At 66.2% G+C, this 25,923-nt stretch carries 21 protein-coding genes; 11 read left to right on the plus strand and 10 right to left on the minus strand.

Going from position 1 to position 25,923, the window contains the following annotated elements:
- Positions 1 to 44: 44 nt before the first annotated feature.
- A complete protein-coding gene (locus tag HG718_RS07435; RefSeq protein WP_160588101.1) occupies positions 45 to 1,499 on the plus strand; it encodes a sensor histidine kinase in 1,455 nt (484 codons plus the stop codon).
- A 58-nt stretch (positions 1,500 to 1,557) separates the two neighbouring features.
- Here the strand turns inward: HG718_RS07435 and HG718_RS07440 are convergent, their stop codons facing one another.
- From HG718_RS07440 to tpiA, 5 genes are all read right to left on the minus strand, one after another.
- Entirely contained in the window at positions 1,558 to 2,532 is a 975-nt protein-coding gene (locus HG718_RS07440) for a lysophospholipid acyltransferase family protein (protein WP_160588103.1), read from the minus strand.
- A gap of 134 nt (positions 2,533 to 2,666) precedes the next feature.
- Positions 2,667 to 3,503 (minus strand): 3-deoxy-8-phosphooctulonate synthase, encoded by an 837-nt coding sequence (gene kdsA / locus HG718_RS07445; RefSeq protein WP_160588105.1) that lies wholly within the window; start codon positions 3,501 to 3,503, stop codon positions 2,667 to 2,669.
- Positions 3,504 to 3,558: 55 nt separating this feature from the next.
- Positions 3,559 to 5,187 (minus strand): CTP synthase, encoded by a 1,629-nt coding sequence (gene pyrG, locus HG718_RS07450; protein ID WP_160588107.1) that lies wholly within the window; start codon positions 5,185 to 5,187, stop codon positions 3,559 to 3,561.
- Between the two features lie 122 nt (positions 5,188 to 5,309).
- Positions 5,310 to 5,699 (minus strand): preprotein translocase subunit SecG, encoded by a 390-nt coding sequence (gene secG / locus HG718_RS07455; RefSeq protein ID WP_160588109.1) that lies wholly within the window; start codon positions 5,697 to 5,699, stop codon positions 5,310 to 5,312.
- Between the two features lie 190 nt (positions 5,700 to 5,889).
- A complete protein-coding gene (gene tpiA / locus HG718_RS07460) occupies positions 5,890 to 6,648 on the minus strand; it encodes a triose-phosphate isomerase (RefSeq protein ID WP_160588111.1) in 759 nt (252 codons plus the stop codon).
- 416 nt (positions 6,649 to 7,064) lie between these two features.
- Between tpiA and HG718_RS07465 the strand changes: the two genes are divergently transcribed.
- Together HG718_RS07465 and trpE are read left to right on the plus strand one after the other, a co-directional pair.
- Positions 7,065 to 8,975: a peptidylprolyl isomerase gene (locus HG718_RS07465; protein ID WP_160588113.1), complete on the plus strand. Its 1,911-nt coding sequence runs from the start codon at positions 7,065 to 7,067 to the stop codon at positions 8,973 to 8,975.
- 42 nt (positions 8,976 to 9,017) lie between these two features.
- A complete protein-coding gene (gene trpE, locus HG718_RS07470) occupies positions 9,018 to 10,535 on the plus strand; it encodes an anthranilate synthase component I (protein WP_027843684.1) in 1,518 nt (505 codons plus the stop codon).
- Positions 10,536 to 11,769: 1,234 nt separating this feature from the next.
- Here trpE and HG718_RS07475 read toward each other — a convergent pair.
- Positions 11,770 to 12,915, minus strand: coding sequence for a divergent polysaccharide deacetylase family protein (locus HG718_RS07475; RefSeq protein WP_160587584.1), 1,146 nt, complete (start codon positions 12,913 to 12,915; stop codon positions 11,770 to 11,772).
- A gap of 359 nt (positions 12,916 to 13,274) precedes the next feature.
- Here HG718_RS07475 and HG718_RS07480 point away from each other — a divergent pair, with 359 nt between their 5' ends.
- The 6 genes from HG718_RS07480 (at position 13,275) to lexA (ending at position 17,785) form a co-directional block, all read left to right on the plus strand.
- A complete protein-coding gene (locus HG718_RS07480; protein WP_160587583.1) occupies positions 13,275 to 13,877 on the plus strand; it encodes an anthranilate synthase component II in 603 nt (200 codons plus the stop codon).
- Positions 13,878 to 13,903: 26 nt separating this feature from the next.
- Complete coding sequence (gene trpD / locus HG718_RS07485; RefSeq protein ID WP_160587582.1) at positions 13,904 to 14,920, plus strand: anthranilate phosphoribosyltransferase; 1,017 nt, start codon at positions 13,904 to 13,906, stop codon at positions 14,918 to 14,920.
- A 16-nt stretch (positions 14,921 to 14,936) separates the two neighbouring features.
- Positions 14,937 to 15,731: an indole-3-glycerol phosphate synthase TrpC gene (gene trpC, locus HG718_RS07490; protein WP_160587581.1), complete on the plus strand. Its 795-nt coding sequence runs from the start codon at positions 14,937 to 14,939 to the stop codon at positions 15,729 to 15,731.
- 64 nt (positions 15,732 to 15,795) lie between these two features.
- The gene (locus HG718_RS07495; protein WP_160587580.1) at positions 15,796 to 16,275 is read left to right on the plus strand and encodes a GNAT family N-acetyltransferase; all 480 of its coding nucleotides are present in this window, start codon (positions 15,796 to 15,798) and stop codon (positions 16,273 to 16,275) included.
- Positions 16,276 to 16,294: 19 nt separating this feature from the next.
- Positions 16,295 to 16,783, plus strand: coding sequence for a cyclic pyranopterin monophosphate synthase MoaC (gene moaC / locus HG718_RS07500; RefSeq protein WP_160587579.1), 489 nt, complete (start codon positions 16,295 to 16,297; stop codon positions 16,781 to 16,783).
- A gap of 282 nt (positions 16,784 to 17,065) precedes the next feature.
- The gene (gene lexA / locus HG718_RS07505) at positions 17,066 to 17,785 is read left to right on the plus strand and encodes a transcriptional repressor LexA (protein WP_160587578.1); all 720 of its coding nucleotides are present in this window, start codon (positions 17,066 to 17,068) and stop codon (positions 17,783 to 17,785) included.
- Between the two features lie 252 nt (positions 17,786 to 18,037).
- Here lexA and HG718_RS07510 read toward each other — a convergent pair whose 3' ends face one another.
- Together HG718_RS07510 and HG718_RS07515 are read right to left on the minus strand one after the other, a co-directional pair.
- Entirely contained in the window at positions 18,038 to 18,229 is a 192-nt protein-coding gene (locus tag HG718_RS07510) for a hypothetical protein (RefSeq protein ID WP_027844357.1), read from the minus strand.
- 38 nt (positions 18,230 to 18,267) lie between these two features.
- On the minus strand, positions 18,268 to 20,436 hold the full coding sequence (locus HG718_RS07515) for a ComEC/Rec2 family competence protein (RefSeq protein ID WP_160587577.1): 2,169 nt from the start codon (positions 20,434 to 20,436) through the stop codon (positions 18,268 to 18,270).
- 355 nt (positions 20,437 to 20,791) lie between these two features.
- On the opposite strand from HG718_RS07515, the gene gltX reads away from it, so the two are divergent.
- Positions 20,792 to 22,231: a glutamate--tRNA ligase gene (gene gltX / locus HG718_RS07520; RefSeq protein WP_160587576.1), complete on the plus strand. Its 1,440-nt coding sequence runs from the start codon at positions 20,792 to 20,794 to the stop codon at positions 22,229 to 22,231.
- A gap of 171 nt (positions 22,232 to 22,402) precedes the next feature.
- The gene (gltA, locus tag HG718_RS07525; RefSeq protein WP_027844359.1) at positions 22,403 to 23,701 is read left to right on the plus strand and encodes a citrate synthase; all 1,299 of its coding nucleotides are present in this window, start codon (positions 22,403 to 22,405) and stop codon (positions 23,699 to 23,701) included.
- A gap of 107 nt (positions 23,702 to 23,808) precedes the next feature.
- On the opposite strand, the gene lpxB is transcribed toward gltA, so the two are convergent.
- Together lpxB and HG718_RS07535 are read right to left on the minus strand one after the other, a co-directional pair.
- On the minus strand, positions 23,809 to 25,062 hold the full coding sequence (lpxB, locus tag HG718_RS07530; RefSeq protein WP_160587575.1) for a lipid-A-disaccharide synthase: 1,254 nt from the start codon (positions 25,060 to 25,062) through the stop codon (positions 23,809 to 23,811).
- Positions 25,062 to 25,904, minus strand: coding sequence for an LpxI family protein (locus tag HG718_RS07535; RefSeq protein ID WP_160587574.1), 843 nt, complete (start codon positions 25,902 to 25,904; stop codon positions 25,062 to 25,064). The genes lpxB and HG718_RS07535 overlap by 1 nt, the downstream gene beginning before the upstream one ends.
- Between the last annotated feature and the right edge of the window lie 19 nt (positions 25,905 to 25,923).

Here is a 25,923-nt window from a genome sequence, read left to right on the forward strand (position 1 = left end):
AACGAAAACAGTTTGAAACTCGCACACCTTCTGGGGGACGGCCTGTGGTCGGCGCGGACGCCTCACGGCATTTAACAGGGCAAGATGGCGGCGGGGCGGATGCCTCGGCGGCGGAGATCCCGGTTGCGCTGACGGATGATGCCACCCTTGTGGCCACCGATGATGATCTCAACGAGATCACCCGCCATGCCCTGAAACCGCTGTCGCTTTTCGTGATTGGCGGCTACTCGGTTCTGGGCATCGCCCATTTCTTCCTGCTGCCCCCTGACATCCGCGCGATCATGACGGCACTGGCCGCTGCCAGCGTGGTCAGCGCGGCGCTGATCTATGTGCTGGTCAAGCGGGGTGTGGTGACGCGCAATCACGCCAACTGGCTGATGCAATATTACGGCCTTGTGCTGCTGGCCAATTCGGCAACGCACATGGTGCTCAGCGGTGAAGACTATCAGGCCGTGAAAATCGGCCTGATCATCGCCTGCCTGGGTCTGTTTCATCTGTGCACCAAGCATTTCTGGGCGTCCTATGCTGTCGTTCTGGGGACGTGGTTTGCGGTGATGGAGCCGATGCTGCCCACCCCGCTGGCGCTGCATTACGACTTCTACCTCTTCAACTCGACCATCGTTGCCACCATCGCATTCCTCGTGCGCCGGCGCGCGCACTCGGCCGCCATCCGGTCACAGAAGCAGGCGGTGGCCCGGGAACAGGCCACCAAGCAGGCCATGAAGCGGGCGCGCATTGCGGAGATCGTCGCGGATCACGAACGGGCGAAGCAGGAATTCATTTCCAATATGAGCCATGAGCTGCGCACGCCGCTCAACGCCATCATCGGCTTTTCGGAAATCCTGGATCAGGAAATGTTCGGGCCGCTCGGCAGCGATCAGAACAAGGACTATGTGAAGGAAATTCACGGTTCGGGCCAGAAGCTGCTCACCCATCTCAACGACCTTCTGGAGCTTTCGTCCATTTCCCTCGTGGATGACATCAACGACGAGAGCACCTTCCACCTCGACGCGACCATCCAGAGAGCCGTGGAGATTGCCCGCGCTCGCCAGCACCGGCCTTGCGTTACGGTGCATGTTGAGGATCCCGGCCACCCGGTCATTCTCTATACGGAAGAACGGCTGCTGAAGAACGCGCTCATCCACCTCTTTGCCAATGCCATCAAGTTCAACAAGGCAGACGGGCGGGTGGATGTATCCACCGGCATCACCATGGCAAACGAGCCCTATGTGTCGGTCGCCGATACCGGCCGCGGCATGACGCAGGAGCAGCAACGGCTGGCCCTGCAGCCGTTCTGGCAACATGAGGGCGCTCTGTCGCGGGACTATGAAGGCATCGGGCTGGGGCTCTCGATCACCAGTGCCATGGCGGACCGGCTGAACGCACGGCTTGAATTCAGGAGCGAGCCCGGCTGCGGCACCACGGTGACCATCTATCTGCCGCCCCAATCCCTGGCCGGCAGGGACGCACAGGCAGATGACAGCCGGGCCATTGCCTAATCCCCCGATCAAATCTCACTGCTGACCCGCCGGGTGAGTCAAAAATGACCCCGCCAAGTCAGTCGGCCGCGCTAATCTGGTGCCGGGCCAGGGCACGGCGCTGGCGGCGGGCGCGCAGCTTCTCGCCCATGGTGAGCCCGCTATAGGTGCGCTTGGGGACGGGGCCCGGCCCGAGGGAATAGGTCCGCCGCCGTAACTCCTCTGAAAATTCTACGCGGTCCTTGAGGTGGGCCAGGTCGTCATAGGCGATGGGCTCGCCGATGCGGATGCGCACGCGGGTGCCGATGCGCTCACGCACCTCGCGGAACAGCAGCGACAGGCGCAGGGTGCGGCTGAAATGGCTGGCGACCTGGAACAGGCGGCCGTTCTGCCCGTCGAAGAACATGGGCACCACGGTGGCCTTCGAGCGCTGGATGAGCTGGGCGGTGAATGGCTGCCAGATAGGGTCCACCGCGCGGCCGAAGGGGCGCGGGGCGGTTGATACCGTGCCGCCGGGAAAGACGATGATGGTGCCGCCGCTGTTGAGAAGGTCGCGCGCTTCCTTCCGTGTGCGGATATTGGTGGCCATGGCCTCGGGCGTCGGGTCAAAGTCAACGGGCAGCAGATAGTCTTCCAGCTCCGGCGCCTGGGTCAGCACCGCGTTGGTCAGCACCTTGAAGTTGGGCCGCACCATCGATGTGAGATGGCCGATGACCAGCCCGTCGATGACACCGAAGGGATGATTGGCCACCACTACCAGCGGCCCGTCCTTGGGAATGGCATCTAGGCGCGCCATGTCGAACTCAAGCTGCAGGCGCAGATAGCGGATGGCGGCGGCGAAGAAGGTCTCGCCCGCGACAGGGTTTTCGCGGTTGTCGAAATACATGCGCTTGAGACGCGGCTGGCCGGTGAGCAGCTCGATGGCGCGGATGACCACCCGCTTGAGGCGCGGATCGTCCGGCGAGGCATAAGAGAAATCGACGGCGGTCTGAGCAGTCGGCCCGGCACTCACAGCAGGCGCAGTCTTGCGGTCGAGTTGCGGGTCCATGTTCATGAAACCAGCGGTCCTTTGCCCGGTCTCTCCTGGCGGCGCGTGCGGGGGCTGCCGCCGCGGCGCAGTGAGGGCAGGATCATGGATTTACCCGGTGCGGGCAACAGGGATTTCGCAGGCAGCGGACGGGTGTTGCGTCAGGCGGCCTTGGCCAGCGAATCAAATGCCTGAAGCCGCTCCAGCAGGGCCGGCATGTCCTTCAGATGCACCATGTTGGGGCCGTCTGAGGGCGCGCTGTCCGGGTCCTGGTGCGTTTCCATGAAGACACCGGCGACGCCCACCGACACAGCGGCGCGGGCCAGCACGGGCACGAATTCGCGCTGGCCGCCGGAGGTCGCCCCCTGCCCGCCGGGCTGCTGAACCGAATGAGTCGCATCAAAGATGACCGGGGCGCCGGTCTTGGCCAGTTCCGGCAGGGCGCGCATGTCGGACACCAGCGTGTTGTAGCCGAAGCTGGCGCCGCGCTCGGTGACCATCACGTTGGGGTTGCCGGCGCCGCGCACCTTTTCCACCACGTTCTTCATGTCCCAGGGGGCGAGGAACTGCCCCTTCTTGACGTTCACCACCGCGCCGGTTTCAGCGGCGGCGATGAGGAGGTCCGTCTGGCGGCACAGGAAGGCCGGGATCTGCAGCACGTCCACCACTTCGGCCACCGGGGCGCATTGCTCGGCGGTGTGCACATCGGTGAGCACGGGAATGCCGAGGCTCTCCTTCACGTCCGCGAAGATCGGCAGGGCCAGCTCCAGGCCGATGCCGCGGGCGCTGTTGGCCGAGGTGCGGTTGGCCTTGTCGAAGGATGATTTGTAGACGAGGCCGATCCCCAGCTTCGACGTGATCTCCTTCAGGGCCGAGGCCATTTCCAGCGCGTGTTCGCGGCTTTCCATGGCGCAGGGCCCGGCGATGATCGACAGGGGCTTGTCGTTGCCGAACGCCACATTGCCGATGGTGACGGTCGTCATAGGCGTGGCACTCATCTTTTCACTCCGAAGGCGGAGACCTCGCTCCGCGATTGGCAGACCCGTAACAGCGTCAGACCAGCCGGCTCTGCCGCAAGGCCGCGCCGACGAAGCTGGCGAACAGCGGGTGCGGGTCGAACGGCTTGGACTTCAGTTCCGGATGGTACTGGACGCCAATGAACCACGGATGGGACGGAATTTCGATGGTCTCGGGCAGCAGGCCGTCAGGCGACGCGCCGGAGAAGGTCATGCCGGCGGCCTCCAGCGGCTCGCGATAGGTCATGTTGACCTCGTAGCGGTGCCGGTGGCGTTCGGCGATGTCCGTGGTGCCGTAGATGTCGGCGATGCGGGTGCCCTGCTTGAGCTTGGCCTGGTAGGCGCCCAGCCGCATGGTGCCGCCGAGATCGCCCTTTTCCTCGCGCTTTTCGAGCTCGCCTTCCTTCATCCACTCGGTCATCAGGCCGACGACGGGCTCGTTGCACGGGCCGAATTCAGTGGAGGAGGCCGCGGGCATGCCGGCGAGATTGCGGGCGGCTTCCACCACCGCCATCTGCATGCCGAAGCAGATGCCGAAATAGGGTACTTCGCGCTCGCGGGCGAACTTGGCCGCGGCGATCTTGCCTTCCGCGCCGCGCTCGCCGAAGGCGCCGGGCACGAGGATGGCGTGGACGTCTTCCAGGTAAGGCGCCGGGTCTTCCTTCTCGAAGATCTCGCTGTCGATCCATTCAAGGTGGACGCGCACCTTGTTGGCGATGCCGCCATGGGTCAACGCTTCGGTCAGCGACTTATAGGCGTCCTTGAGGCCCGTATACTTGCCAACGATGGCAATCGTCACCTCGCCGTCCGGCTTGCGGACGCGGTTGGTGATGTCGTGCCAGGTGGCGAGATCAGGCTCCGGGGCATCGGTAATGCCGAAATGGGCCAGCACTTCGGCGTCCAGCCCTTCAGCATGATAGGCAGCGGGCACGTCGTAGATCGTGTCCACGTCGCGCGCCTCAATGACGCTGGAGGGGCGCACATTGCAGAACAGGCCGAGCTTGCGGCGCTGGTCCACCGGGATCGGCCGGTCGGCGCGGCATAGCAGGATATCGGGCTGGATGCCGATGGCGCGCAGTTCGCGCACGGAATGCTGGGTCGGCTTGGTCTTCATCTCGCCTGCGGACGCGATCCACGGCATCAGCGTCAGGTGGATGAACACCGCATCATTGTGCGGCAGCTCGTTGCCGAGCTGGCGGATCGCCTCGAAGAACGGCAGGCCCTCAATGTCGCCCACCGTGCCGCCGATCTCGCAGAGGACGAAATCCACATCCTCATTGCCATGCAGGACGAACGCCTTGATGGCGTCGGTCACATGCGGGATCACCTGCACGGTGCCGCCGAGATAGTCGCCCCGGCGCTCCTTGGAGAGGATTGTCTGATAGATCTTGCCCGCGGTCACGTTGTCGTAGCGGGAGGCGTGCACGCCGGTGAACCGCTCGTAGTGACCAAGGTCGAGGTCGGTTTCCGCACCGTCATCGGTGACGAAAACTTCGCCATGCTGAATGGGGCTCATGGTGCCCGGGTCGACATTCAGGTAGGGGTCAAGCTTCCGGAGACGCACGGAATAACCGCGCGCCTGGAGACATGCACCCAACGCCGCTGATGCGAGACCCTTTCCGAGGGAGGACACCACGCCGCCGGTAATGAAGATGTACCGCGCCATGGGCGATTAACTTATCCCGAGTCGCAGGGGCCTTGAAGGCCCCAATGGTGAATGGGGGGTGTTTGGGGTGAGGTTTGTTGCCGCTGGTGAACCAGACGTTGCAACAAGGTGGAGAAACGGCCCTATTCGGGACGCGGAACGGTCGGTTCATCCACCGGGGCGGGTTCCTCGCCCGCGGGACCGACAGCGGGCGGGGCCACGTCGGCCTCGCCCGGCAGGGCCGTGTCGCTCACCGGCGCCACCGGGGTGATCCGGTCAACGATAGAGCCCGCGCTGCGGTCGCTGGTGTGCAGCACCGTCAAAGCGATGGACGACAGGAAGAACACGGTTGCCAGGATGGCCGTGGCCCGCGTCAGCAGGTTGGCCGCCGTCCGGCTGGAGAACATGCCGCCACCGGCGCCGCCGCCGCCCCCGCCAATGCCCAGCGCGCCGCCTTCGGACCGCTGCAGCAGCACAACGCCCACAAGGGCGATGGCAACAAGGGTGTGGATGACGAGCAGGATGTTTTCCATGACGGGGAACGTTCTCACTAGATGCCGGTGAAGCCCGCCCGGGTCCCGGACGGGCCGAAGCGGTGTTGGCGCGTTGTACGCCATGGGGGCGGACATTGCCAATACCCCGCCCGCGCCGCCGGGGCGGCACAGGCAGTCAGCAGGGTTGCCCCTGGCGCATGGCCGAAACGGGCCGGATTTGGGGCCAGTCCTACCGGTAGGCGTCGATAATGCCGTCGAAATCGGCTGCCTTGAGGCTGGCACCGCCCACCAGGGCGCCGTCCACATTGGCCACGGCCATCAGCTCGCCCGCATTGGCCGGCTTGACCGAGCCGCCATAGAGAATGCGCAGGCCATTGCCGATATCCTCGCCGAAGCGCTCCACCAGCACCTCGCGGATGGTGCCGTGCACCGTGGCGACATCGGCTGCCGTCGGGGTGCGGCCGGTGCCAATGGCCCAGACCGGCTCATAGGCGATGATCGTGTTGTCGGCGGTGGCCGCGTCCGGCACGGAGCCGGCCAGCTGGGTGGTCACCACGTTCAGGGTCTGGTCCCGGTCGCGCTCGGGCTCGGTCTCGCCGATGCAGACAATGGCGACAAGGCCCGCCTCATGGGCGGCTTCGGCCTTCAGGCGCACCAGATCGTCCGTTTCATGATGGTCCTGGCGGCGCTCGGAATGGCCGACGATCACCGAGGTGGCGCCGATGTCGCGCAGCATGACGGCGGCGATATCGCCGGTATGCGCGCCCGGCTCCAGGTGCGAGCAGTCCTGCCCGCCGATCGCGATGGGGGTGCCGCTGGCGGCGGCCACGAAAGGCGCCAGCAGGGTGAAGGGCGGTGCGATCATCACGTCGCAGGCAGGCGCGGGCCTGTCGGCCAGGGCCTTGGCCAGGGCGTCGAGCTCGGCTGCGGCGGCGCTGAGGCCGTTCATCTTCCAGTTACCGGCAACAAGGGGGCGGCGGTCGGTCATTGGTCTGGCTTTCTCCCTTGTCGGGCTCTCTGTTATCCATCCGGGTCATCGGCCGGTCATGCGGCGGCACGGCCCGTCAGGCCGGCGCGCACCGGCACCTGCGGGGAGCGGATAGCAAACAGACCGCCCCTGCGCCAGATGTAATGCGCCGCACCCCACAGCGGCAGCGCCTGAGCGCACGACCGGCAATCCCTTGAAAAAGCGCCCGTTTCCCGCCTCATGCGGCTTGCTGCAGCCTGCCTGCCCCTCCTAATATGCGCCCCTTTCCCGAACGGCAGCCGGGCGTCCGCGTCCGCCTGCCTCATTCGGGCGCATATGAGGCGCGAATATGCTACATGCTTGCGCCGTGTCGTCTCCGGCCCGTCTTCCGGGCGGTCCGGTTCCATCCTCTGCACTGAAAGCGTTGACCAGCCGCCATGCTTGAACAACTCCGCAAGAATGCCTCGGGCTTCGTCGCCCAGATCTTCATCGGCCTTCTCGTTCTGAGCTTCGCGGTGTGGGGCATCAACGACATCTTCACCGGCACGGTGGACACGACGGTGGCAACCGTCGGCGACGAGGACATCTCCGGCGAGCTGTTCATGCTCGAATACCGCCGCGAGCTGCAGCAGCGCTCCCAGAGCTTCGGCCGCCAGCTCAGCACCGCCGAGGGCCAGGCCCTTGGCTTCGACCGCCGGGTGCTGGACCAGATGGTGGGCCGCACGGCGCTGGATGTGACCGCGCGCAATCTGGGCCTTGCCGCCGGCGAGGATCTGGTGATCGAGGACATCCGCAACGACCCGGCCTTCCAGGGTCCGACCGGCCAGTTCGACGCGCAGACCTTCCAGCAGACCCTGTTCGCCAACGGCATCAGCGAGGCCTTCCTGGTGGATGACCGGCGCCGCTACATTGCCCGGCAGCAGCTGGTGGAAGCGGTCTCCGAGAATGTGGACATGCCGGACGCCTATGCCGCTGCCCTGTTCAACGTGCTCAACGAACGCCGCAAGGCCAATTACGTGGTGCTGACGCCGGAAATGGTGCCCGCTCCCGCCGACCCGGACGAGACCACGCTGCAGAACTTCTATGACGTGCGCGGCCAGGCCCTGTTCCGCGAGCCTGAATACCGCAGCTTCTCCTACCTGCTGCTGACCCCGGAAACGGTGGCTGAAAGCCTCGAGATTCCGGAGGACCAGCTGCGCGACGAATATGCGGTCCGCAAGGCCGAGTTCGACCAGGTGGAACGCCGGGTGCTGGAGCAGATCTCCTATCCGACCAGGGAAGAGGCAGAAGCAGCCCGCGCCGGCCTTGATGAAGGCAAGACCTTCGCCGCCCTGGCCGACGCCCAGGAGCTTGAACCCGGCGACTACCAGCTCGGCACCCTCACCCGGCGTGACATCTTCAGCGAAGACATCGCCGAGGCCGCCTTCTCGCTTGGCAATGGCGAGGTGAGCCAGCCGGTGGAAGGGCCGCTCGGCTGGGTGCTGATCCGCGCCGCGCAGGTGATCCCCGCCGTCGAGAGCAAATTCGAGGACGTGAAGGACCGCCTCCGCGACGACCTCGCGCTTGACCGCGCCTATGACGAATTGTTTGACCTGTCCAATCAGGTGGAAGATGCCCGCGCCGGCGGCCTGCCGCTGGCCCAGGCAGTTGCCGACCTCAACCTCGAGGCCACCCAGGTGCCGCCGGTGACCAATGCGGGCCTTGGCCGCGACGGCCGCCGCCCGGATAATCTGCCCGTGTATGAAGACATCATCGCCGCGGCCTTTGAGGCTCAGCCGGGTGATGAAGCCCCGATGGGCGAACTGGCCGACGGCTCCTTCTTCTGGGTTGAAGTTGGCGAGGTCACCGAAGCGCGCACGCCGCCGCTTGAGGAAGTCCGGGCCCAGCTCATTGCAAGCTGGAAGGAAGAGGAGCGCGAGGCTGCCCTGCTGCGCCTTGCCGCTGATCTCGCGGCCCGCGTCAATGGCGGGGAGAGCCTGCGGTCCGTCGCTGACGAGTTCGGCCGCACGCCGCTTGAGACCCCTGCCCTGCAGCGCGGCATGAGCAACGAGACCTTCTCGCGCATCGCGGTCAACAACCTGTTCAGCATCGGCGAGGGCGAGGCCACCTACGGCCCGGTCGGCTTCGGCAACAGCGTGGTGCTGCTGCAGGTGGCGGACATCATCTCCGGCGAGGAAGGCCAGACCCAGGACGCCCTGGCCGGCTTCCGCCAGCAGATCAACCAGACCGTGTCCGGCGATCTGATGTACCAGTATGTCAACGCCGTCCGGCAGGATCTGGATGCCCGGGTCAATCCGCAGGCCGTGGCCTATGTGATCGGCGGCGACGAGGGGACCGGCGGCTACTAGGACACGCGGCAAGCGCCGTCCTCTGGTATCCCGGCTGAAGACATGAATGTAGAACCCGACTTTTCCGCCTTTTCGCGCGTCTATGAAGAGGGCACAGCGCAGGTCGTCTGGACCAAGCTGGTGGCCGATCTCGAGACGCCGGTCTCCGCCATGCTCAAGCTCATGGACGGGCGGCACAACAGCTTCCTCCTTGAAAGCGTCGAGGACGGTGCGCGCCGCGGGCGTTATTCCATCATCGGCGTTGATCCGGACATCCTGTTCCGCGCCACCGGCAACAAGGCTGAGATCAACCGCAAGGCGCTGGTTGACCGCACGGCCTATACGCCGTGCACGGAGGGAACACTGGACGCGCTGCGGGGGCTCCTGGCTGAATCCCGCATCGACCTGCCGGCCGAACTGCCGCCCATGTCGGCGGGCGTGTTCGGCTATCTGGGCTACGACATGGTCCGCCTGATGGAAGACCTGCCGGACCAGAACCCGGACGTTCTCGGCCTGCCGGACTGCCTGATGGCGCGGCCCACCGTCATCGCCGTGTTTGACAGCGTGCGCGACGAGATCGTGCTGGTGACGCCGGTTCGTCCGCAGGCGGATGTATCTGCCAAGGCCGCCATGGTGCGGGCCGAGGAACGGCTGTCGGCCATTGTCGATGCCCTCGACAAGCCCCTGCCCCACACGGCGGATGCGGACATGGATACAGCGTCCCTGCCGGAGCCCGCCTCCAACACGGGCGTCGATGAGTATTACCGCATTGTCGAAAAGGCGAAGGACTACATCGCTGCGGGCGACATCTTCCAGGTGGTGCCCAGCCAGCGGTTTTCCGTGCCCTTCGACCTGCCGCCTTTCGCGCTCTACCGCGCCCTGCGCCGCACCAACCCCTCGCCCTATCTCTATTACCTCGACTTCGAGGATTTCGCGGTCGCGGGTTCCTCGCCGGAGATCATGGTGAAGGTCGAAGGCGACGAGGTGACGATCCGCCCCATCGCCGGCACCCGCCCGCGCGGCAAGACCCCCGAAGAGGATCTGGCGCTTGAGCAGGAGCTTTTGGCCGACCCCAAGGAGCGGGCCGAGCATCTGATGCTGCTTGATCTCGGCCGCAACGATGTGGGCCGCGTCGCAAAGATCGGCACGGTGGAAGTTACCGCCAGCTACACCATCGAGCGCTACAGCCAGGTGATGCATATCGTTTCCAACGTGATCGGCCAGCTCGACCCCAGCTATGACGCGATCTCCGCCCTGGTGGCGGGTTTCCCGGCGGGCACCGTCTCCGGGGCGCCGAAGGTGCGGGCGATGGAAATCATCGACGAGCTGGAGAAGGAAAAGCGCGGGCTCTATGCAGGCTGCGTCGGCTATTTCTCCGCCGGCGGCGACATGGACACCTGCATCGTCCTGCGCACCGGCATCGTCAAGGACGGCACGCTCTACGTCCAGGCCGGCGGCGGCGTCGTCGCCGATAGCGACCCGGAAGCCGAACGCATGGAAACCGTCAACAAAGCCAAAGCCCTCTTCCGCGCCGCCGAAGAAGCCCTCCGCTACGCCAGCAGCGCCCGCCGCGGGCAGTAGGCTGCGGGGCGGGAAGGCCAAGACGTGCAGGGGAAGTGAGCACGGAGCACCGCTACTCCAGGCCCTCTCCCGAACAACACCCCGCATCCCTCCGGCTTGACCGGAGGGCCCACTCGCCTCCGCTGTTGAGCACAGGGCCGGCGGCTTTCGCCCCAACATCCCCTCCCCCCAAAGGGAGAGGTAACTTTGTTCATTCCTTTTCTCTTCTCCGACACACCGGACTTGATCCGGGGTCCACTCGCATTGGCAGTTGAGCACAGGGTGCGCGGCTTCCGCCGTGCCGTGTCCGCTATTGCTGCGGCAAGCAGCGCTGAGAGTAGACCCTCCGGTCAAGCCGGAGGGATACGGAGAGGGAAGTGAGGTGGATGGCACGCACCCACACCAAACCCTCCGCACACGGCATTGCCGTCACGGGCATCGGGGAGAGCAGGACGCGCCCGGCGCTCACGCGGCGCCGGTAGGAGCAATAAACAAATTTGGGTCGCAAGCCTCAGGCGCGTCCCGCACGGATGGCTGCCAGCGGTGGCCGGACCGGGGCGGGGCAGGCGTTACCCTGCGTGTCCAACCCCGCGAACCCTGCTTCCACCCTCCACACTTTGGAACGGGCCTGGACGCGGTGGGGCCAGCTTTTTCAGGGCGTGACCGGGTTCGGGACACCACCACCCATCTAATGCGCACCCGTTACTTGCGCATCGCGACCCGGCGCGCGTACCCCACGTTCCCAAGGGGCCGCCTCTCGCCCAGCCTTCCGGGCATCCGCCCTCCCGCCCAGGTCCGGTCGGCCCGGCTGCCCGTGTGGCGGGAGGTCATGCAGAGAGTATGCGGCAGGAGGCAGGGGCCGAGGAAAACTTGCTGCGGCCGTCCCAAGAAACCGCTTGCCCTCCGGCTTGACCGGAGGGCCCATCTGACCCTCGACCTCCCATAGGCCCCCCGGTCAAGCCGGAGGGCAAGCGGGGTGGGGGGAAATGCAGGCCGCCCATTCCCGCTCCATCCCCCTCACCCGGTGCTGACGCACCGACCTCTCCCCCAAGGGGGAGAGGTGACTTTGATCATCCCACCTCTCCGTCACCCCGGACTTGATCCGGGGTCCACTCGCTTTGGCTGTTGGGTACAGGGCGGGCGGCTCCCGCCGTGCCCTATCCGTGCACGCTGCGGCAAGGGGCATCGAGAGTAGGCCCTCCGGTCAAGCCGGAGGGATACGGATGATTGGAATTTGGATCGGGGTGGCGGCTTGCTACTGCACCATCGCCAGCAGCGACCGGCGGGCTTCGATTTTGATGGCTTCGGTCACCGGCACAAGGCGCAGGCCCTTGGCCTCAAGCCCCTTCACCCAGATGTCGAGGATCTCAAGCGAGGTCTCGTGCGGGTGGGCGATGGCGACGGCGACGCCGCGCGCGCGGGCCTGCTGTTCCAGCGTGTCGAGCTGGGCGAGGAGGAAGTCCGGGCCTTCGCCGTGATCAAGAAAGATGTCGCGGGCGAGGAACGGCACGTCGTGGCGGGCGGCGGCAGCGCGGGCGACGCTGTTCGGCGTCGTAACGCTGTCAACGAAGACAAAGCCGCGCTCGGCTGCCCCGCGCATCACTTCAGCCATCAGCCGCCGGTCGGCGGTGGCGCGGCTGCCCATGTGATTGTTCATGCCGGCAATCGGCGCTACTTCGGAAATGTCCGCAATCTGACGGTCGAGCTTTGACCGCAGGCGGCTGGTGCTGTCCGCTGTCCGCAGCGCATCAGGGCCGGGATCGGCATCGCCGCGCGGCTCCATCGGCACATGCAGGAAAATCTCGTGGCCTTTGGCAGCCGCCGCCTGCGCCAGCGGGCGAGACACGCCGCCATAGGGCAGGAAGGACAGGGTCACTTCCTTCGGCAGCCGCAAGGCATGGGCCGAACGGTCCGGCGCCACGCCGAGATCATCGATCACCAGCGCGATGGCGGGCCGCGTGTCGCGTATCGGCACATCGCCGAGAGACGCAAGCGCCAGCAGCCCGCTCTTGCCGCTGGCCACCACGATGGGCGTGCGCTCAGGCGTCAGCCCGCGGCGGAAGGCGGGCCCCAGATCGAGCGGTGCGGCAGGCAGGGTGATTTCGGCAAAGACCATGCGCGGCGGGGCATCCTTCAGGGCCCGCTTACCCGGCGCGATGACGACCGGCGTTGGCACCGATGCAGCCCCCAGCGCCACCACGTGATCCTCAGCAGAGGGCGCGGCTGCGGTGCTGATCCGGGCTTCAGTCCGGTTCTGGGTCAACGCCGGTCCGCCCAGCACGGCACCGCCGAGCACCAGGCCCAGCGCGAACGGCATGACCAGGGCCAGCGGCGCACGCACGGGCCGGGGCACGGCAAAGGCGTGCTTCAGTCGATCCGTAAATGACCGGGCCTTTGCCACGCGCCTCTCATCCCCCAATCAGATGCGGGCCGCCCCGCATCATGTCCATTACCTGCCCAGATCGTGTGCCGACCATGTGCAGATCATGCGCATTAAGGTTTTATTAACACTACATGTTGTGGCGGACAATTCCATGCCGCGCCAAAAACCGCAGAAATCTGGGGATAGATCGCCCATTGCCTGTCATGGCGCGGCTTCGGGGCTGACCGCCCTGCCCGGCGCCGCGTCATCTGAGTCGGTGCCGGGCGTTCGGAAGCCCTCCGTGCAGGCCCCCGAGAGCTGCGGGTTTCCTTGCGTCGCGGCCATGGAGGCCCCTATATGTTGCCTCCGCACGTCCCGTCCTTCTCTGGAGCGCCGCCATGCTGCTGCTCATCGATAATTACGACAGCTTCACCTACAACCTCGTCCATTTCCTCGGCGAGCTTGGGGCGGAGGTGAAGGTCGTGCGCAATGACAAGATCACCGCCGACGAGGCACTGGCGATGAAGCCGGATGCCATCGTGCTGTCGCCGGGCCCGTGCGATCCGGACAAGGCCGGCATCTGTCTTGAACTGGTGGAGAAGGCCGCGGGCGAGGTGCCGATCATGGGCGTGTGCCTCGGCCATCAGACCATCGGCCAGATCTATGGCGGCGACGTGGTGCGCGCGCCGACGCTGATGCACGGCAAGATGAGCACCGTCCATCATGACGGCAAGGGCGTGTTCAAGGGCCTCAACAAGGATTTCGAGGCGACCCGCTATCACTCGCTGGTGGTGGACCCGGCCACCCTGCCCGACAGCCTGGAAGTCACCGCCCGGACCGATGACGGCATTATCATGGGGCTGCAGCACAAGACGCATCCGGTGCATGGCGTGCAGTTCCACCCGGAGAGCATCGCGTCCGAGCACGGCCACGCGCTGTTGAAGAACTTCCTCGACATGGCCGCGGACTTCAACGCCGCGCGGACCAAAGAACCGGCCTGACCAGGCCAGCCTGAACGGAAAACCGCATGAGCGACTTCAAGACCATCCTGGCCCATGTGGGCGCCGGCAACGCGCTTGACGCGGGCCACGCCAAGACCGCCTTCGAGATCATCATGTCGGGCGAGGCGTCCCCGGCGCAGATCGGAGCCTTTCTGATGGCCCTGCGTGTGCGCGGCGAGACGGTGGACGAGATCACGGGCGCTGCCAGTGTCATGCGCGAGATGGCGCTGCATGTGCCCGCCCCGGCCGATGCGATCGACACCTGCGGCACGGGCGGCGATGCGTCCGGCACCTACAATATTTCCACCGCCGTCGCCTTCGTGGCGGCGGGCGCGGGCGTCAAGGTCGCCAAGCATGGCAACAAGGCGCTCACCTCCAAGTCCGGCTCGGCGGATGTGCTGCGCGCGCTCGGTGTCAGGCTCGAGCTTGAGCCGGATGCCATCGCCCGCTGCATCGACACCGCAGGCGTCGGGTTCATGTTTGCCCCGCAGCACCATGCGGCGATGAAGCATGTGGGTCCGGTACGGACGGAACTTGGTACGCGGACGATCTTCAACGTGCTCGGCCCGCTCTCCAACCCCGCCGGCACCAGGCGCCAGCTCATCGGCGTCTATGACCGCGCCCTGTGCGAGCCGCTGGCGCATGTGCTGCAAAATCTCGGCGCGACCCATGCCATGGTGGTGCATGGGGACGACGGGCTCGACGAGATGACGACGACCGGCACCACCTATGTCAGCGAGCTGGCTGACGGTGTCGTGCGCAATTACGAGGTGGTGCCGGAAGATGCGGGCCTTGCGCGCGCCGCGGCGGCTGACCTTGTGGGTGGGGACGCCGGTGTTAATGCAGCAGCGCTGTCCGCCCTGCTTGACGGCAAGAAGGGCGCCTATCGCGATATCGTGGTGCTGAACGCAGCCGCCGCCCTTAAGGTGGCAGGCCATGCGGACACGCTGCAGGCCGGTGCCCGGCAGGCTGAAGCCGCCATTGACGGCGGCAAGGCGCGGGCTGCGCTTGACGCGCTGGTGACCGCCAGCAACCAGAGCTGATTTCAGGGCAAGTCACATGACCGACATTCTCACCCGCATCGCCGCCTACAAGCGCGAGGAAATCGAAGCCGCACGTCAGGCCGTGCCGCAGGCGGAGATGGAGCGTCGCGCCGCCGACGCCCCGCCCGTGCGCCCGTTTGCGGCAGCGCTGGAGAACAAGATGTCGTCCGGCTACGGACTGATTGCCGAGATCAAGAAGGCAAGCCCGTCCAAGGGGCTGATCCGGGCTGATTTCGACCCGCCGGCCCATGCCCGCGCCTATGAAGAGGGCGGTGCAGCCTGCCTGTCGGTCCTCACCGACACGCCGTCCTTTCAGGGCTGCACGGATTATCTCATTGCCGCGCGCGAGGCGTGTTCGCTGCCGGTCCTGCGCAAGGACTTCCTGTTCGAGCCCTATCAGGTGGCCGAGGCGCGTGCCATGGGGGCCGATTGCATCCTCATCATCATGGCCAGCACGACGGACGCGGAAGCCGCGGACCTTGCGGCCGCTGCGCGTGATTTCGGGATGGATGCGCTCGTTGAGGTGCATGACGGCGACGAGCTGACCCGCGCGCTCAAGCTGGATTGCCGAATGATCGGCATCAACAACCGCAATCTGCGCACCTTCGAGACGACGCTTGCCACCACCGAGGAGCTGGCACCGCGCATCGGTAACGACAGGTTGATTGTCGGCGAGAGCGGTATCGCCGACCATGATGATATTCTCCGCCTTGCCGGGTCAGGCGTGCGTGCCTATCTGGTCGGCGAAAGTCTGATGCGGCAGCAGGATGTTGCCGCAGCCACACGCGCCCTTCTTACCGGGCGCCCCTGAAGAAAGGATAAGATCCATAGCATCAGTTTCTCTCCCCGACGGTTACACCATCCGCCAGGCCCGCATGGACGAGGCCGGGCTCCTTCCTGATCTTGAAGACCGCGCCGCTGTGCTGTTCGGCGACAGCCCGCACCCCGCGGTCACGGATCATCCCCCCCATTCCACAGATGCCTATCGTGCCCATGTCCGGCTCGGCCTCGCCTTCGTGATGGCCGGTCCCGGTGACGTGCCGGTGGGCTTTGCGATCTGCGGTGTGCTCGACAACGCGCTTCACCTCTATGAGCTGGGCATGGACCCGGATCACGGCGGCAAGGGGCTTGGCCGGGCGCTGGTGGAGACGGTGGCCGCCGAAGCAAAGGCGCGCGGGCTTGAGGCCGTCACCCTGTCCACCTTCACCAATGTCCCGTGGAATGCGCCGTTTTACGAGACGGCGGGATTTCGTATCCTCGCGGAAACCGAGCTGACACCGGCTCTTATTCTCGTGGCCAACCACGAAGCGGAAGTCGGCCTCACCCATCGCTGCGTCATGCGGCGGGACATCTGACGCCAGGAGCATCTCCCGGATGACAAAAGACGGCCTGACCCATCTCGACGCCCGCGGCAACGCGGCCATGGTCGATGTCTCGGAAAAGGCCGTCACCAAGCGGGAGGCCGTGGCCGGCGGGCGTATCGCCATGTCGGCCGCGGCCTTCGCCGCGCTGGTGGACGGCACCGCGCCCAAGGGCGATGTCATTGCCACCGCGCGCATCGCCGGCATCATGGCTGCCAAGCGCACCAGCGACCTCATCCCCCTGTGCCATCCCCTGCCCGTCAGCAAGGCAGCGGTGGATTTCGATCCGGACCCGGAGCACCACGCGGTCAACGTGACGGCGACCGTGCGGACGACCGGGCAGACCGGCGTCGAGATGGAGGCGCTGACGGCCGCCAGCGTCGCTTGTCTCACGCTCTATGACATGCTCAAGGCCATCGACAAGACGATGGTCATTTCGGATGTCCGCCTGCTGAGCAAGTCCGGCGGCAAGTCCGGCGACTTCACCCGCGACGCCGGCTGATACCCGGCCTTCCCCGCGCCATCTCATTTGCCTGTTCCGCGTCCTGCCTTTAGCGCTTGACGGGTTTTGAGAACCAAACTAGAACATTTGCAGGGTTTTGGTTTTGTTCTGATTTGCATCAACTTGCGAACGAAACCGCAACCTTCCGGCAGCGCCGCATGCGGGCGGGCAGCCGGGGCATATGCCGGGCAGTCCGCTGCCCGGTCGCATCACAGGCCCGCCGGGCAGGCTGCGTCAGCAGCCGCTTTGGCATCCGGCGGGGATTGCGGGAGACATTGAGGCATGCTGACGCGCAAGCAGCACGAGCTTTTGACCTTTATCCACGAGCGTATCCGGGAGACCGGCGTGTCCCCCTCCTTCGATGAAATGAAGGAGGCGCTGGATTTGCGGTCCAAGTCCGGCATCCACCGGCTGATCACGGCGCTTGAGGAGCGCGGCTTCATCCGCCGCATGCCGCACCGGGCACGGGCGCTTGAAGTGGTGAAGCTGCCTGAATCCGCGGCACCTCAGGGCAGGGGCGCACCCGCCAAGCGCGGTTTCTCGCCCAGCGTGATCCAGGGCAGCCTGTCCGAACCCGCCCGCGTGCCGGACAATCACACCTCCGTGCCTGAAGGGGGCGACGCCCTGAGCCTGCCGCTGGTGGGCCGCATCGCTGCCGGTACGCCCATCGAGGCGCTGCAGGATGACAGCAACCATGTGGGCGTGCCTTCCAGCCTGCTCGGCTCCGGTGAGCATTACGCGCTCGAGGTGAAGGGCGATTCGATGATCGACGCCGGCATCTTCGACGGCGACATCGTGGTCATCCAGCGCTGCGACACCGCCGGCTCCGGCGAGATCGTCGTCGCGCTGATCGACCAGCAGGAAGCCACCCTGAAGCGCCTGCGCCGCAAGGGCGACACCATCGCACTCGAAGCCGCCAACCCGGCCTATGAAACCCGCATCTTCCCGTCCGAACGGGTCAAGGTTCAGGGCAAACTCGTGGGCCTCATGCGGCGCTACTAACCCCGCAGGCACAGCCGTTCCCCACGCCCCCACCCGCATCCCTCCGGCTTGACCGGAGGGCCCACTCGCTTCCGACGTGGGCACAGCGCTCGCGCCTGCTCTTTGGTCTTTCCCCAAGCGTCACCCCGCGACCTGATCGCGGGGCCCAGAGCCCCTCTGCACGGCCGGAGTGAGCCTCCCTGGATTCCGCGATCACGTCGCGGAATGACAGTGTGTGGTCTTATCCCTCCGGCAATGGCGGCGGGACGCGGTCTAGATCTGCCTGAGCGCTGTCTCGATTCCCTGCAGGCGCCGGTCCAGTTTTTCGAGCTGGCGGGAGCGGTCCGAGAGGTCGCTGAGATGCGCCTCGATGCGCAGCAGCACCTGCGTCATGTCGTGGGCCGGATCGCCTGTCAGTTGGGGCGGCGGCGGCGTGCGGCGGCGAAACCAGGAAAACAGTGCCATGGGTCTTCTCCCCTGCGGGTCCACGCGGATGACAAGGCTCACCCGCCTTTCCGGCGGAAGTATGGCCCGGGGTCCCAGGACTTGCGCGGTGCACAGTGCGACCAGGGCCGGTCGCCGATAAGATCGCAGGCGGCGATGACGCGCAGGCGCAGGCGCTGGCCCCCGTCCCCGTGTCCGCCCTCCTCCAGGTAAAGCGCCTGTGCCCCCCGGCGCGACAGCACGCCTCTGTCGATGATGAGAGGGGCCGCGCATCGCCGCGGCATGTAGAGCGGTGTCACCAGAATATCCGCCTGCTGACAGTCTTCCATCGCGGCCTGCCAGTTGCGCGCCAGGCTCACCGTGCCCAGCAGCGGATGGTCACGCACACAGCCCTGTCCGTCACAGCTGAATGCGCCCGCTGCCTCGCCCACATCACGCCGGTCCGCGTCCCGCCGCAGCCACACCTCGCCGCTGAAGCTGCCGGACCGGCTGCTGCTGAGGGTGAGCGTGCCGTCCGGCAGGCGCAGCCCCACGAGCTTTGCCTCCCGCTCGACCAGCATCACCGGCACCGGCGCCGTCACCGCAAGGACAATGCCGATCATCGGGCCCAGCACCCCGGCCCATCTGAGCCGCCCAGCCCAGATCACCATCCAGAGGCCACCAAGCGCCATGGCTGCCAGGGTCGTCTGGGGCATGGCGGGCAGCAGCGACACCGCCCCCGGCCAGGAGGCCACCTGATGGGCGACCCATAGGATTGCATGGATGCCCTGCCCCGCCACCCACAGGGGCAGGGCCTCAAGCCCGAGCGGCATCAGGATGAAGGCCACCAGCGCGGCGGGCATGACGATGAACCCCACAAGCGGCAGGGCCGCCAGATTGGCGACAAGGCCGAAATCCACCACCCGGTTGAAATGAAACGCGGCAAAGGGAAACGTGGCGAGCGACGCGACGATGGAGGTGAGCGCGATGCCGCCCAGATAGAGCGCCCCCCGCGCCGCCCAGCCGCGCTCCACCGCCGCCTGCGACAGGCGCGTGACCCAGCCGCGCGCGCCTTCATAGAAGGCCACGAGCGCAGCGGCCGCTGCGAAAGACATCTGGAAGCTTGCCTCCATCACGGCCTCCGGCGTCAGCAGCAGGATGATGAGGGCGGCCAGCGCCACGTTGCGCAAGGTGATCGCCGGCCTGTCGGTCAGCACCGCGATGAAGATCAGCGCGAACATGACAAAGGCCCGCTGGGTGGCGACGGAGGCACCTGATACCAGCAGGTACCCGGCCGCCCCTGCCAGCGCCAGCGCCGCGGCCCATTTCTTGATCGGTGCCGTCAGCGCCAGCCCCGGCACCAGGGCCAGCGCCGCCCGCACGCCCCAGAACAGCGTTCCGGCGAACAGCGCCATATGCAGCCCGGAGATCGCCAGCAGGTGGGCCAGCCCCGCATCCCGCAGATCCTGAAGAATGTCTTCGGGAATGCCGCCCCGGTCCCCGGTCATCAGGGCTGCGGCCACCGCGCCGCGCGGGGCCGGCAGCGCGTCAACGATACGATGGGTGAGCTTGACCCGCAGGCGGCTGACGCAGAACTCAAGACAGGCGGCAAAGCCACCCGGCCAGCTTTCTTCCACCTCCACCTTGCCCAGCGCATAGCCCACGGCCCCGATCTCACGGAAGAAGGCCTGGCGCGAAAAATCGAACGCGCCCGGGGCTGCGGGTCCCGGCGGCGGCAGCAGCCCGGCGGGCAGGCGGATCACGTCTCCCGGCAGCGCGCCGTCTATCTGTGTACGGACGGTAATGCGCAGCCGCGCGGGCATCTCGTCGGCGGTCAGCCGCCCCACCTCATGCGGGGCAATCAGCAGGCGTTCGCCGCCGGAAGCCGTCGCTGTGCGGCTCAGCAGCGTGCCGGATACCATGGCGTAGGAGATGGGTTTGACGATCACCGGGGCCGTCACCTGCGCCGTGCGCCAGTCGGCGGAGGCAAATCCCGCCGCCAGGAAGGCGAACGCCATGGCCGGGGCCAGCAGGGACAGGGTGCGGCGCGCCGTCCAAGCCGCAGCGCCCGCCAGAAGCCCCGCCAGCGGTGCAATCCAGCCCGGCGGCTCCGCTGTCAGCGACAGATACCAGACCGCGCCTGCCCCCATGAAGACCGGCAGCCACAGCGCCAAGCGCGCCTGCTGGCGGTCAATTTCTTCTGAAGCGAGGCGGCGCAGGCTGCCCGCCATGGCGCGCAGAGGTGGCACCGCGGCACGGCGGATCCGCCAACCCCTTGATTTCAGGAGATAATTCCCCAAACCCCTGTCATGGACGCTTGCCATGGAGCTGATTTTGCACCAAATGGTAGCAGCTTGGGTGTGGTAAATTTTGGGTGCACCGCAACGTATCGCAGCGGGATGCGATATGCTAAAACCCGCCGGGCTTCGGCACGGAAACGCAGCGTCCTCAGAGGTTCTTGCGTCTCCCCCGCCGAAACCAACCCCAAGTCATGCGACCGTGCAGATCCAGACCTGTCTTCCGGCAGGCCCCGGCGCGCAGGTCCGCATTTCCCATTCTGCCTTGCCTGCCCTTCCGGCAGCGGCGCAAACCGAAGGACGATTGATGCCGGCCAGCTCTCCTGCCGCCAGCCCCTCTGCTGATGGTGCCGTGCGTACCCGCTTTGCTCCCTCTCCGACGGGGTTTCTGCATATTGGCGGGGCGCGGACGGCGCTGTTCAGCTGGCTGTTCGCGCGCCATTACGGAGGGCAGTTCCTGCTGCGCATTGAGGACACGGACCGCACCCGCTCCACCGAGGAAGCGGTCGAGGCGATCTTCGAGGGCATGCGCTGGCTCGGCCTCGACTGGGACGAGGAACCCGTCTTCCAGTATGCGCGCCGCGAACGCCATGCAGAGGTGGCCAACCAGCTGCTTGCGGAGGGCAAGGCCTACAAGTGCTATGCCTCCCAGGAGGAGCTCGCCGAAATGCGTGAGCGCGCCAAAGCCGAGGGCAAGCCGCAGGGCTATGACGGCCGCTGGCGCGACCGTGATCCGGCCGATGCGCCCGAGGGCGTGGCGCCGGTCATCCGCCTCAAGATGCCGCGTGACGGCGAGACCGTCATCCGCGACCATGTGCAGGGCGACGTGACCATGCCCAACAACGTGCTGGATGACTATATCCTGCTGCGGTCGGACGGCTCGCCCACCTACATGCTGTCGGTGGTGGTGGATGACCACGACATGGGTATCACCCACGTCATTCGCGGCGACGACCATCTCACCAACGCAGCTCGGCAGATCAATCTGCTTCAGGCCATGGGCTGGGACGTGCCGGCCTATGCCCATGTTCCGATGATCCACGGGCCGGACGGTGCCAAGCTGTCCAAGCGCCACGGCGCCATGGGGGCCGAGCAGTACCGCGACATGGGCTACCTGCCGGAAGCCATGCGCAACTATCTCGCCCGGCTCGGCTGGAGCCATGGCGATGATGAAGTCTTTTCCACCGAGCAGGCAATCGAGTGGTTCGGGCTTGAGCAGATCGGCAAGTCCCCCGCCCGGTTCGATTTCGCCAAGCTGGCCAATCTCAACGGCATCTATATCCGCGAGGCTGACGACACGCGCCTGGCCGATGAGACCCTGCGCATGATGCGCGACGTCAAGGGCTGGCAGGTGGATGACGGCGTCCGCGCCGCCCTGATCGAGGCCATGCCCGGTCTCAAGGAGCGCGCCAAGACCATCGACGATCTGGCCGAGGGCGCGAAGTTCCTCATCGCCACGCGCCCCCTCGACATGAACGAGAAAGCCGAGAAGCTGCTGGACGCAGATGCGCGCGGCGTGCTCGCGGGCCTCTTGCCGGCGCTTGAAGGCATGGGCGACTGGTCGCTCGACGGCATCGAGGGCGCCGTCCGCGCCTTCGCCGAGGAAAAGGATCTCAAGCTGGGCAAGGTGGCACAGCCGCTGCGCGCCGCCCTCACCGGCACCACCACATCGCCAGGCATCTTCGATGTCCTGGCCGTCCTGGGCAGGGATGAAAGCCTTGCCCGCATCAAGGATCAGGCCGCCTGATATGCCTCCGGGCATGACGGCAGCCGGCACAACGGAGACTGCGCGCAACAACAAAAAGGCGAAGCGCGGCCTTTTGGACTAACCCGGGCGACCTTCCCCAGGGCTGATGTGAGCAGCCCTTCGGGCCGTCCGATATAACAATGGGGCTTTTGAGCTATGAATGAATACGGAATGAAGGGTGGACCCAAAGCCACCGCGAAGATCGAGGTCGAGGGCGACACCTACGACATGCCGGTCTATGCGGGCTCCGTCGGTCCGGATGTGGTGGACATCTCCAAGCTCTATGGACAGAGCGGCCGTTTCACCTACGACCCCGGCTTCACCTCAACGGCAAGCTGCGAAAGCAAGATCACCTTCATCGACGGTGAGGCCGGCGTGCTGCTGCACCGCGGCTACCCGATCGACCAGCTGGCCGAGAAGGGCGACTTCATTGAGACCTGCTACCTGCTGCTGGAAGGCGAACTGCCGACCGAAAGCCAGTACCAGGAGTTCGAGCGCGCCATCACCTATCACACCATGGTGCATGAGCAGCTGAACTACCTCTATCGCGGCTTCCGCCGTGACGCGCACCCGATGGCCATCATGACCGGCGTCGTTGGTGCCCTGTCGGCCTTCTATCACGACTCGACGGACATCAACGATCCCGAGCAGCGGATGATCGCCAGCCGCCGTCTGATCGCCAAGATGCCGACGATCGCGGCCATGGCCTACAAGTATTCCATGGGTCAGCCCTTTGTGTATCCGCGCAACGAGCTGTCCTACGCGGAAAACTTCCTGCACATGTGTTTCGCCGTGCCGGCGGAAGACTACAAGGTGGACCCGGTGCTGGCGCGCGCCATGGACCGCATCTTCATTCTGCATGCGGATCATGAGCAGAACGCCTCCACCTCCACCGTGCGCCTTGCCGGCTCGTCAGGTGCCAACCCGTTCGCCTGCATCGCCGCTGGCATTGCCTGCCTGTGGGGCCCCAGCCATGGTGGCGCCAACGAGGCGGCGCTGAACATGCTGATGGAAATCGGCAGCGTGGACCGCATCCCCGAATATGTGCAGAAGGCCAAGGACAAGAACGACCCGTTCCGTCTGATGGGCTTCGGTCACCGCGTGTACAAGAACTACGATCCGCGCGCCAAGGTGATGCAGCAGACCTGCCACGAAGTGCTGAACACGCTGGGCATCAAGGATGACCCGCTGCTCAACGTGGCGATGGAGCTTGAGAAGATCGCGCTCGAGGACGAGTACTTCGTCGAGAAGAAGCTCTATCCGAACATCGACTTCTATTCCGGCATCACCCTGCGGGCCCTCGGCTTCCCGACAACCATGTTCACGGTGCTGTTCGCGCTGGCCCGCACGGTCGGCTGGATCGCCCAGTGGAAGGAAATGATCGAGGACCCGAGCCAGCGTATCGGCCGTCCGCGTCAGCTCTACACGGGCTATCCGGAGCGCCCCTATGTGGGCCGCGGCGAGCGCTAAGCTCAGCCGCACCGACATCCAGGCATCAAGACCGGGCCGTCCCTCCCCCTTCTCGGGGATCGGGCGGCCCGGTTTTTTGTGGCTGAAAGCTTGTGTGGCCGGATGGCTCAGGCCGGCAGATGCGCGGCGCGGCGTTCCTTCTCAGGCAGGCCGATCGACAGCACCACCTCGGCGGCGCGTTCCGCCGGGCGCAGGCCGCCGTCATCCCCCAGCCGCATGCGCATTTCGCCCAAGGCAGTCAGCATCTCGTCCCGCTCCGGTGTGTCGGTCATCAGCGGCAGCAGGGCGCGTGCCAGGGTTTCCGGCTCGCAGTCTTCCTGGAGATATTCGGGGATCACGTTGCGGCCGAGCACGAGGTTTGCCAGCACGATGCTGTTCACCTTTGCCAGCCTGCGGATGATGAAGGCGGCCAGCCGCTCGATGCGGTAGCCGATCACCGTCGGCACGCGGGCAAGGCCCAGCTCCAGCGACACGGTGCCGGAGGCGGCGAGTGCGGCGTTGGCGGCATCGAAGGCAGCGAATTTTTCGGCCTGGTCCTCCACCAGGATCAGCGGCAGGGTCTCGCCCGCCAGCTTCTCGCGCACCAGCGCTGCCACGTTGGGCACCGTCGGCAGCACCACCACGAGGTCCGGCAGGTCCCGGCGCAGGCGGCGGGCGGTGTCGAGGAAGATGCCGATGAGGTTCTTCACTTCGTTGGGGCGGCTGCCGGGTAACAGCGCCAGCACCGGCGTGTCGGCGGCAATATTGTGCCGTGCACGGAATTGATCGCCGCCGCCAAGCTGGACGCGCTCCAGCACCGGGTGGCCCACAAAGGTGCAGGCAAGCGTCGACTTCTCTGCATAGAAGGCCGGTTCAAAGGGCAGCAGCGCCAGCACATGGGTCAGGTAGGTCGCCATCTTGGCGGCGCGCCCCTGGCGCCAGGCCCAGACCTGGGGCGAGACATAGTTGATGATCGGGATGTGCGGTGCCTGCCGGGCGATGCGCTTGGCGACCGAGTGCGTAAAATCCGGCGAGTCGATGATGACGACCACGTCCGGGTTCATGTCCCTGGCATAGCGCGCCGTCTGGCGGATGCGGCGGTAGATGAGCGGGATGCGCGGCACCACTTCGCGCAGGCCCATCACGGCGATCTCGGACATGGCGACGATGCTGTTGAGCCCTTCCGCCGTCATCCGGTCACCGCCGACGCCGATGAACTCGATCGGCAGGGGCGACGCTGTGCGCAGGCTCGCCATCAGCTCCGCGCCCAGAATATCTCCGGACGGTTCCCCGGCGATGAGCATCACGCGCAGAGGCGTCCCCGCCCGCTGCGGCAGCGACGGCGAAGGTGATGCAGCCACGCCTGGGGTCACGTCACTCATCAGGATTTTTCCGGTCTGGGGAAGGCATAGACGAACATGCCGTTTGCATCGGCAAGCCGCGCCACTTCGTCCCGGTCGAAGACGATGGCGCCTCCTGCTTCGATGGCGATGCCCGCAAGCCCTGCCTCGGCGGCGAGTTCCACGGTCTGGGTGCCCATCATGGGCAGGTCCACACGCCGGTCCTGCGACGGCTTGGGCAGCTTGACGAGAACACCGCGGCGCTTGTCCGCCGTGCCGCGCACGGTCTCCGGCAGGCGGGCGGTCCGGCGCAGCATCTCGTCGGTGCCTTCAGCGGCTTCCACGGCCAGCACCAGCCCGTCGCAGGCAATGGCCCCCTGCCCCACGTCCAGATCATCCAGCGCATGCACCACCTGGGCCCCCAGGTCAATGTCACGCAGCGCGCCGTCGTCCGGCGCGTTGGCGCCCACCGGGCCCTCGGGTGCCACGAGGTCGCCGAGCACGTCTTCCGCGCCGACCACCTTGAAGCCCTGATCCTCCATCCAGCGCACGAAGAAGGACAACAGCGCGTCGTCCCCCTTGCGCGCGGCATTCAGCACGCGCGGCAGCAGCTTGGTCGCCGTCCAGTCGAGTTTCAGCTTGGAGAAATCCGGCCGCTTGACCGGCCCGATGATGCACACATCCTCGCAGCCGGCTTTCTTGAGCTGCTCCACCGCCGTGCCAATGGCCCCCAGCCGCGCCCAGCCATGGTCATAGGCTGCGATATCCTCGCGCGCCTCGCCCTCGATGCCGACGACATAAAGCGGCCGGCCCATCTGCGTGCACGCCTCGGCGAGCTTCAGCGGAACCGGGCCGGAGCCGGCGACGATGCCTAGTTTGCGCATGAGGTGGCGTCCGCCCTGC

The sequence above is a fragment of the Pyruvatibacter mobilis genome, assembly GCF_012848855.1.
Lineage (GTDB): Bacteria > Pseudomonadota > Alphaproteobacteria > CGMCC-115125 > CGMCC-115125 > Pyruvatibacter > Pyruvatibacter mobilis.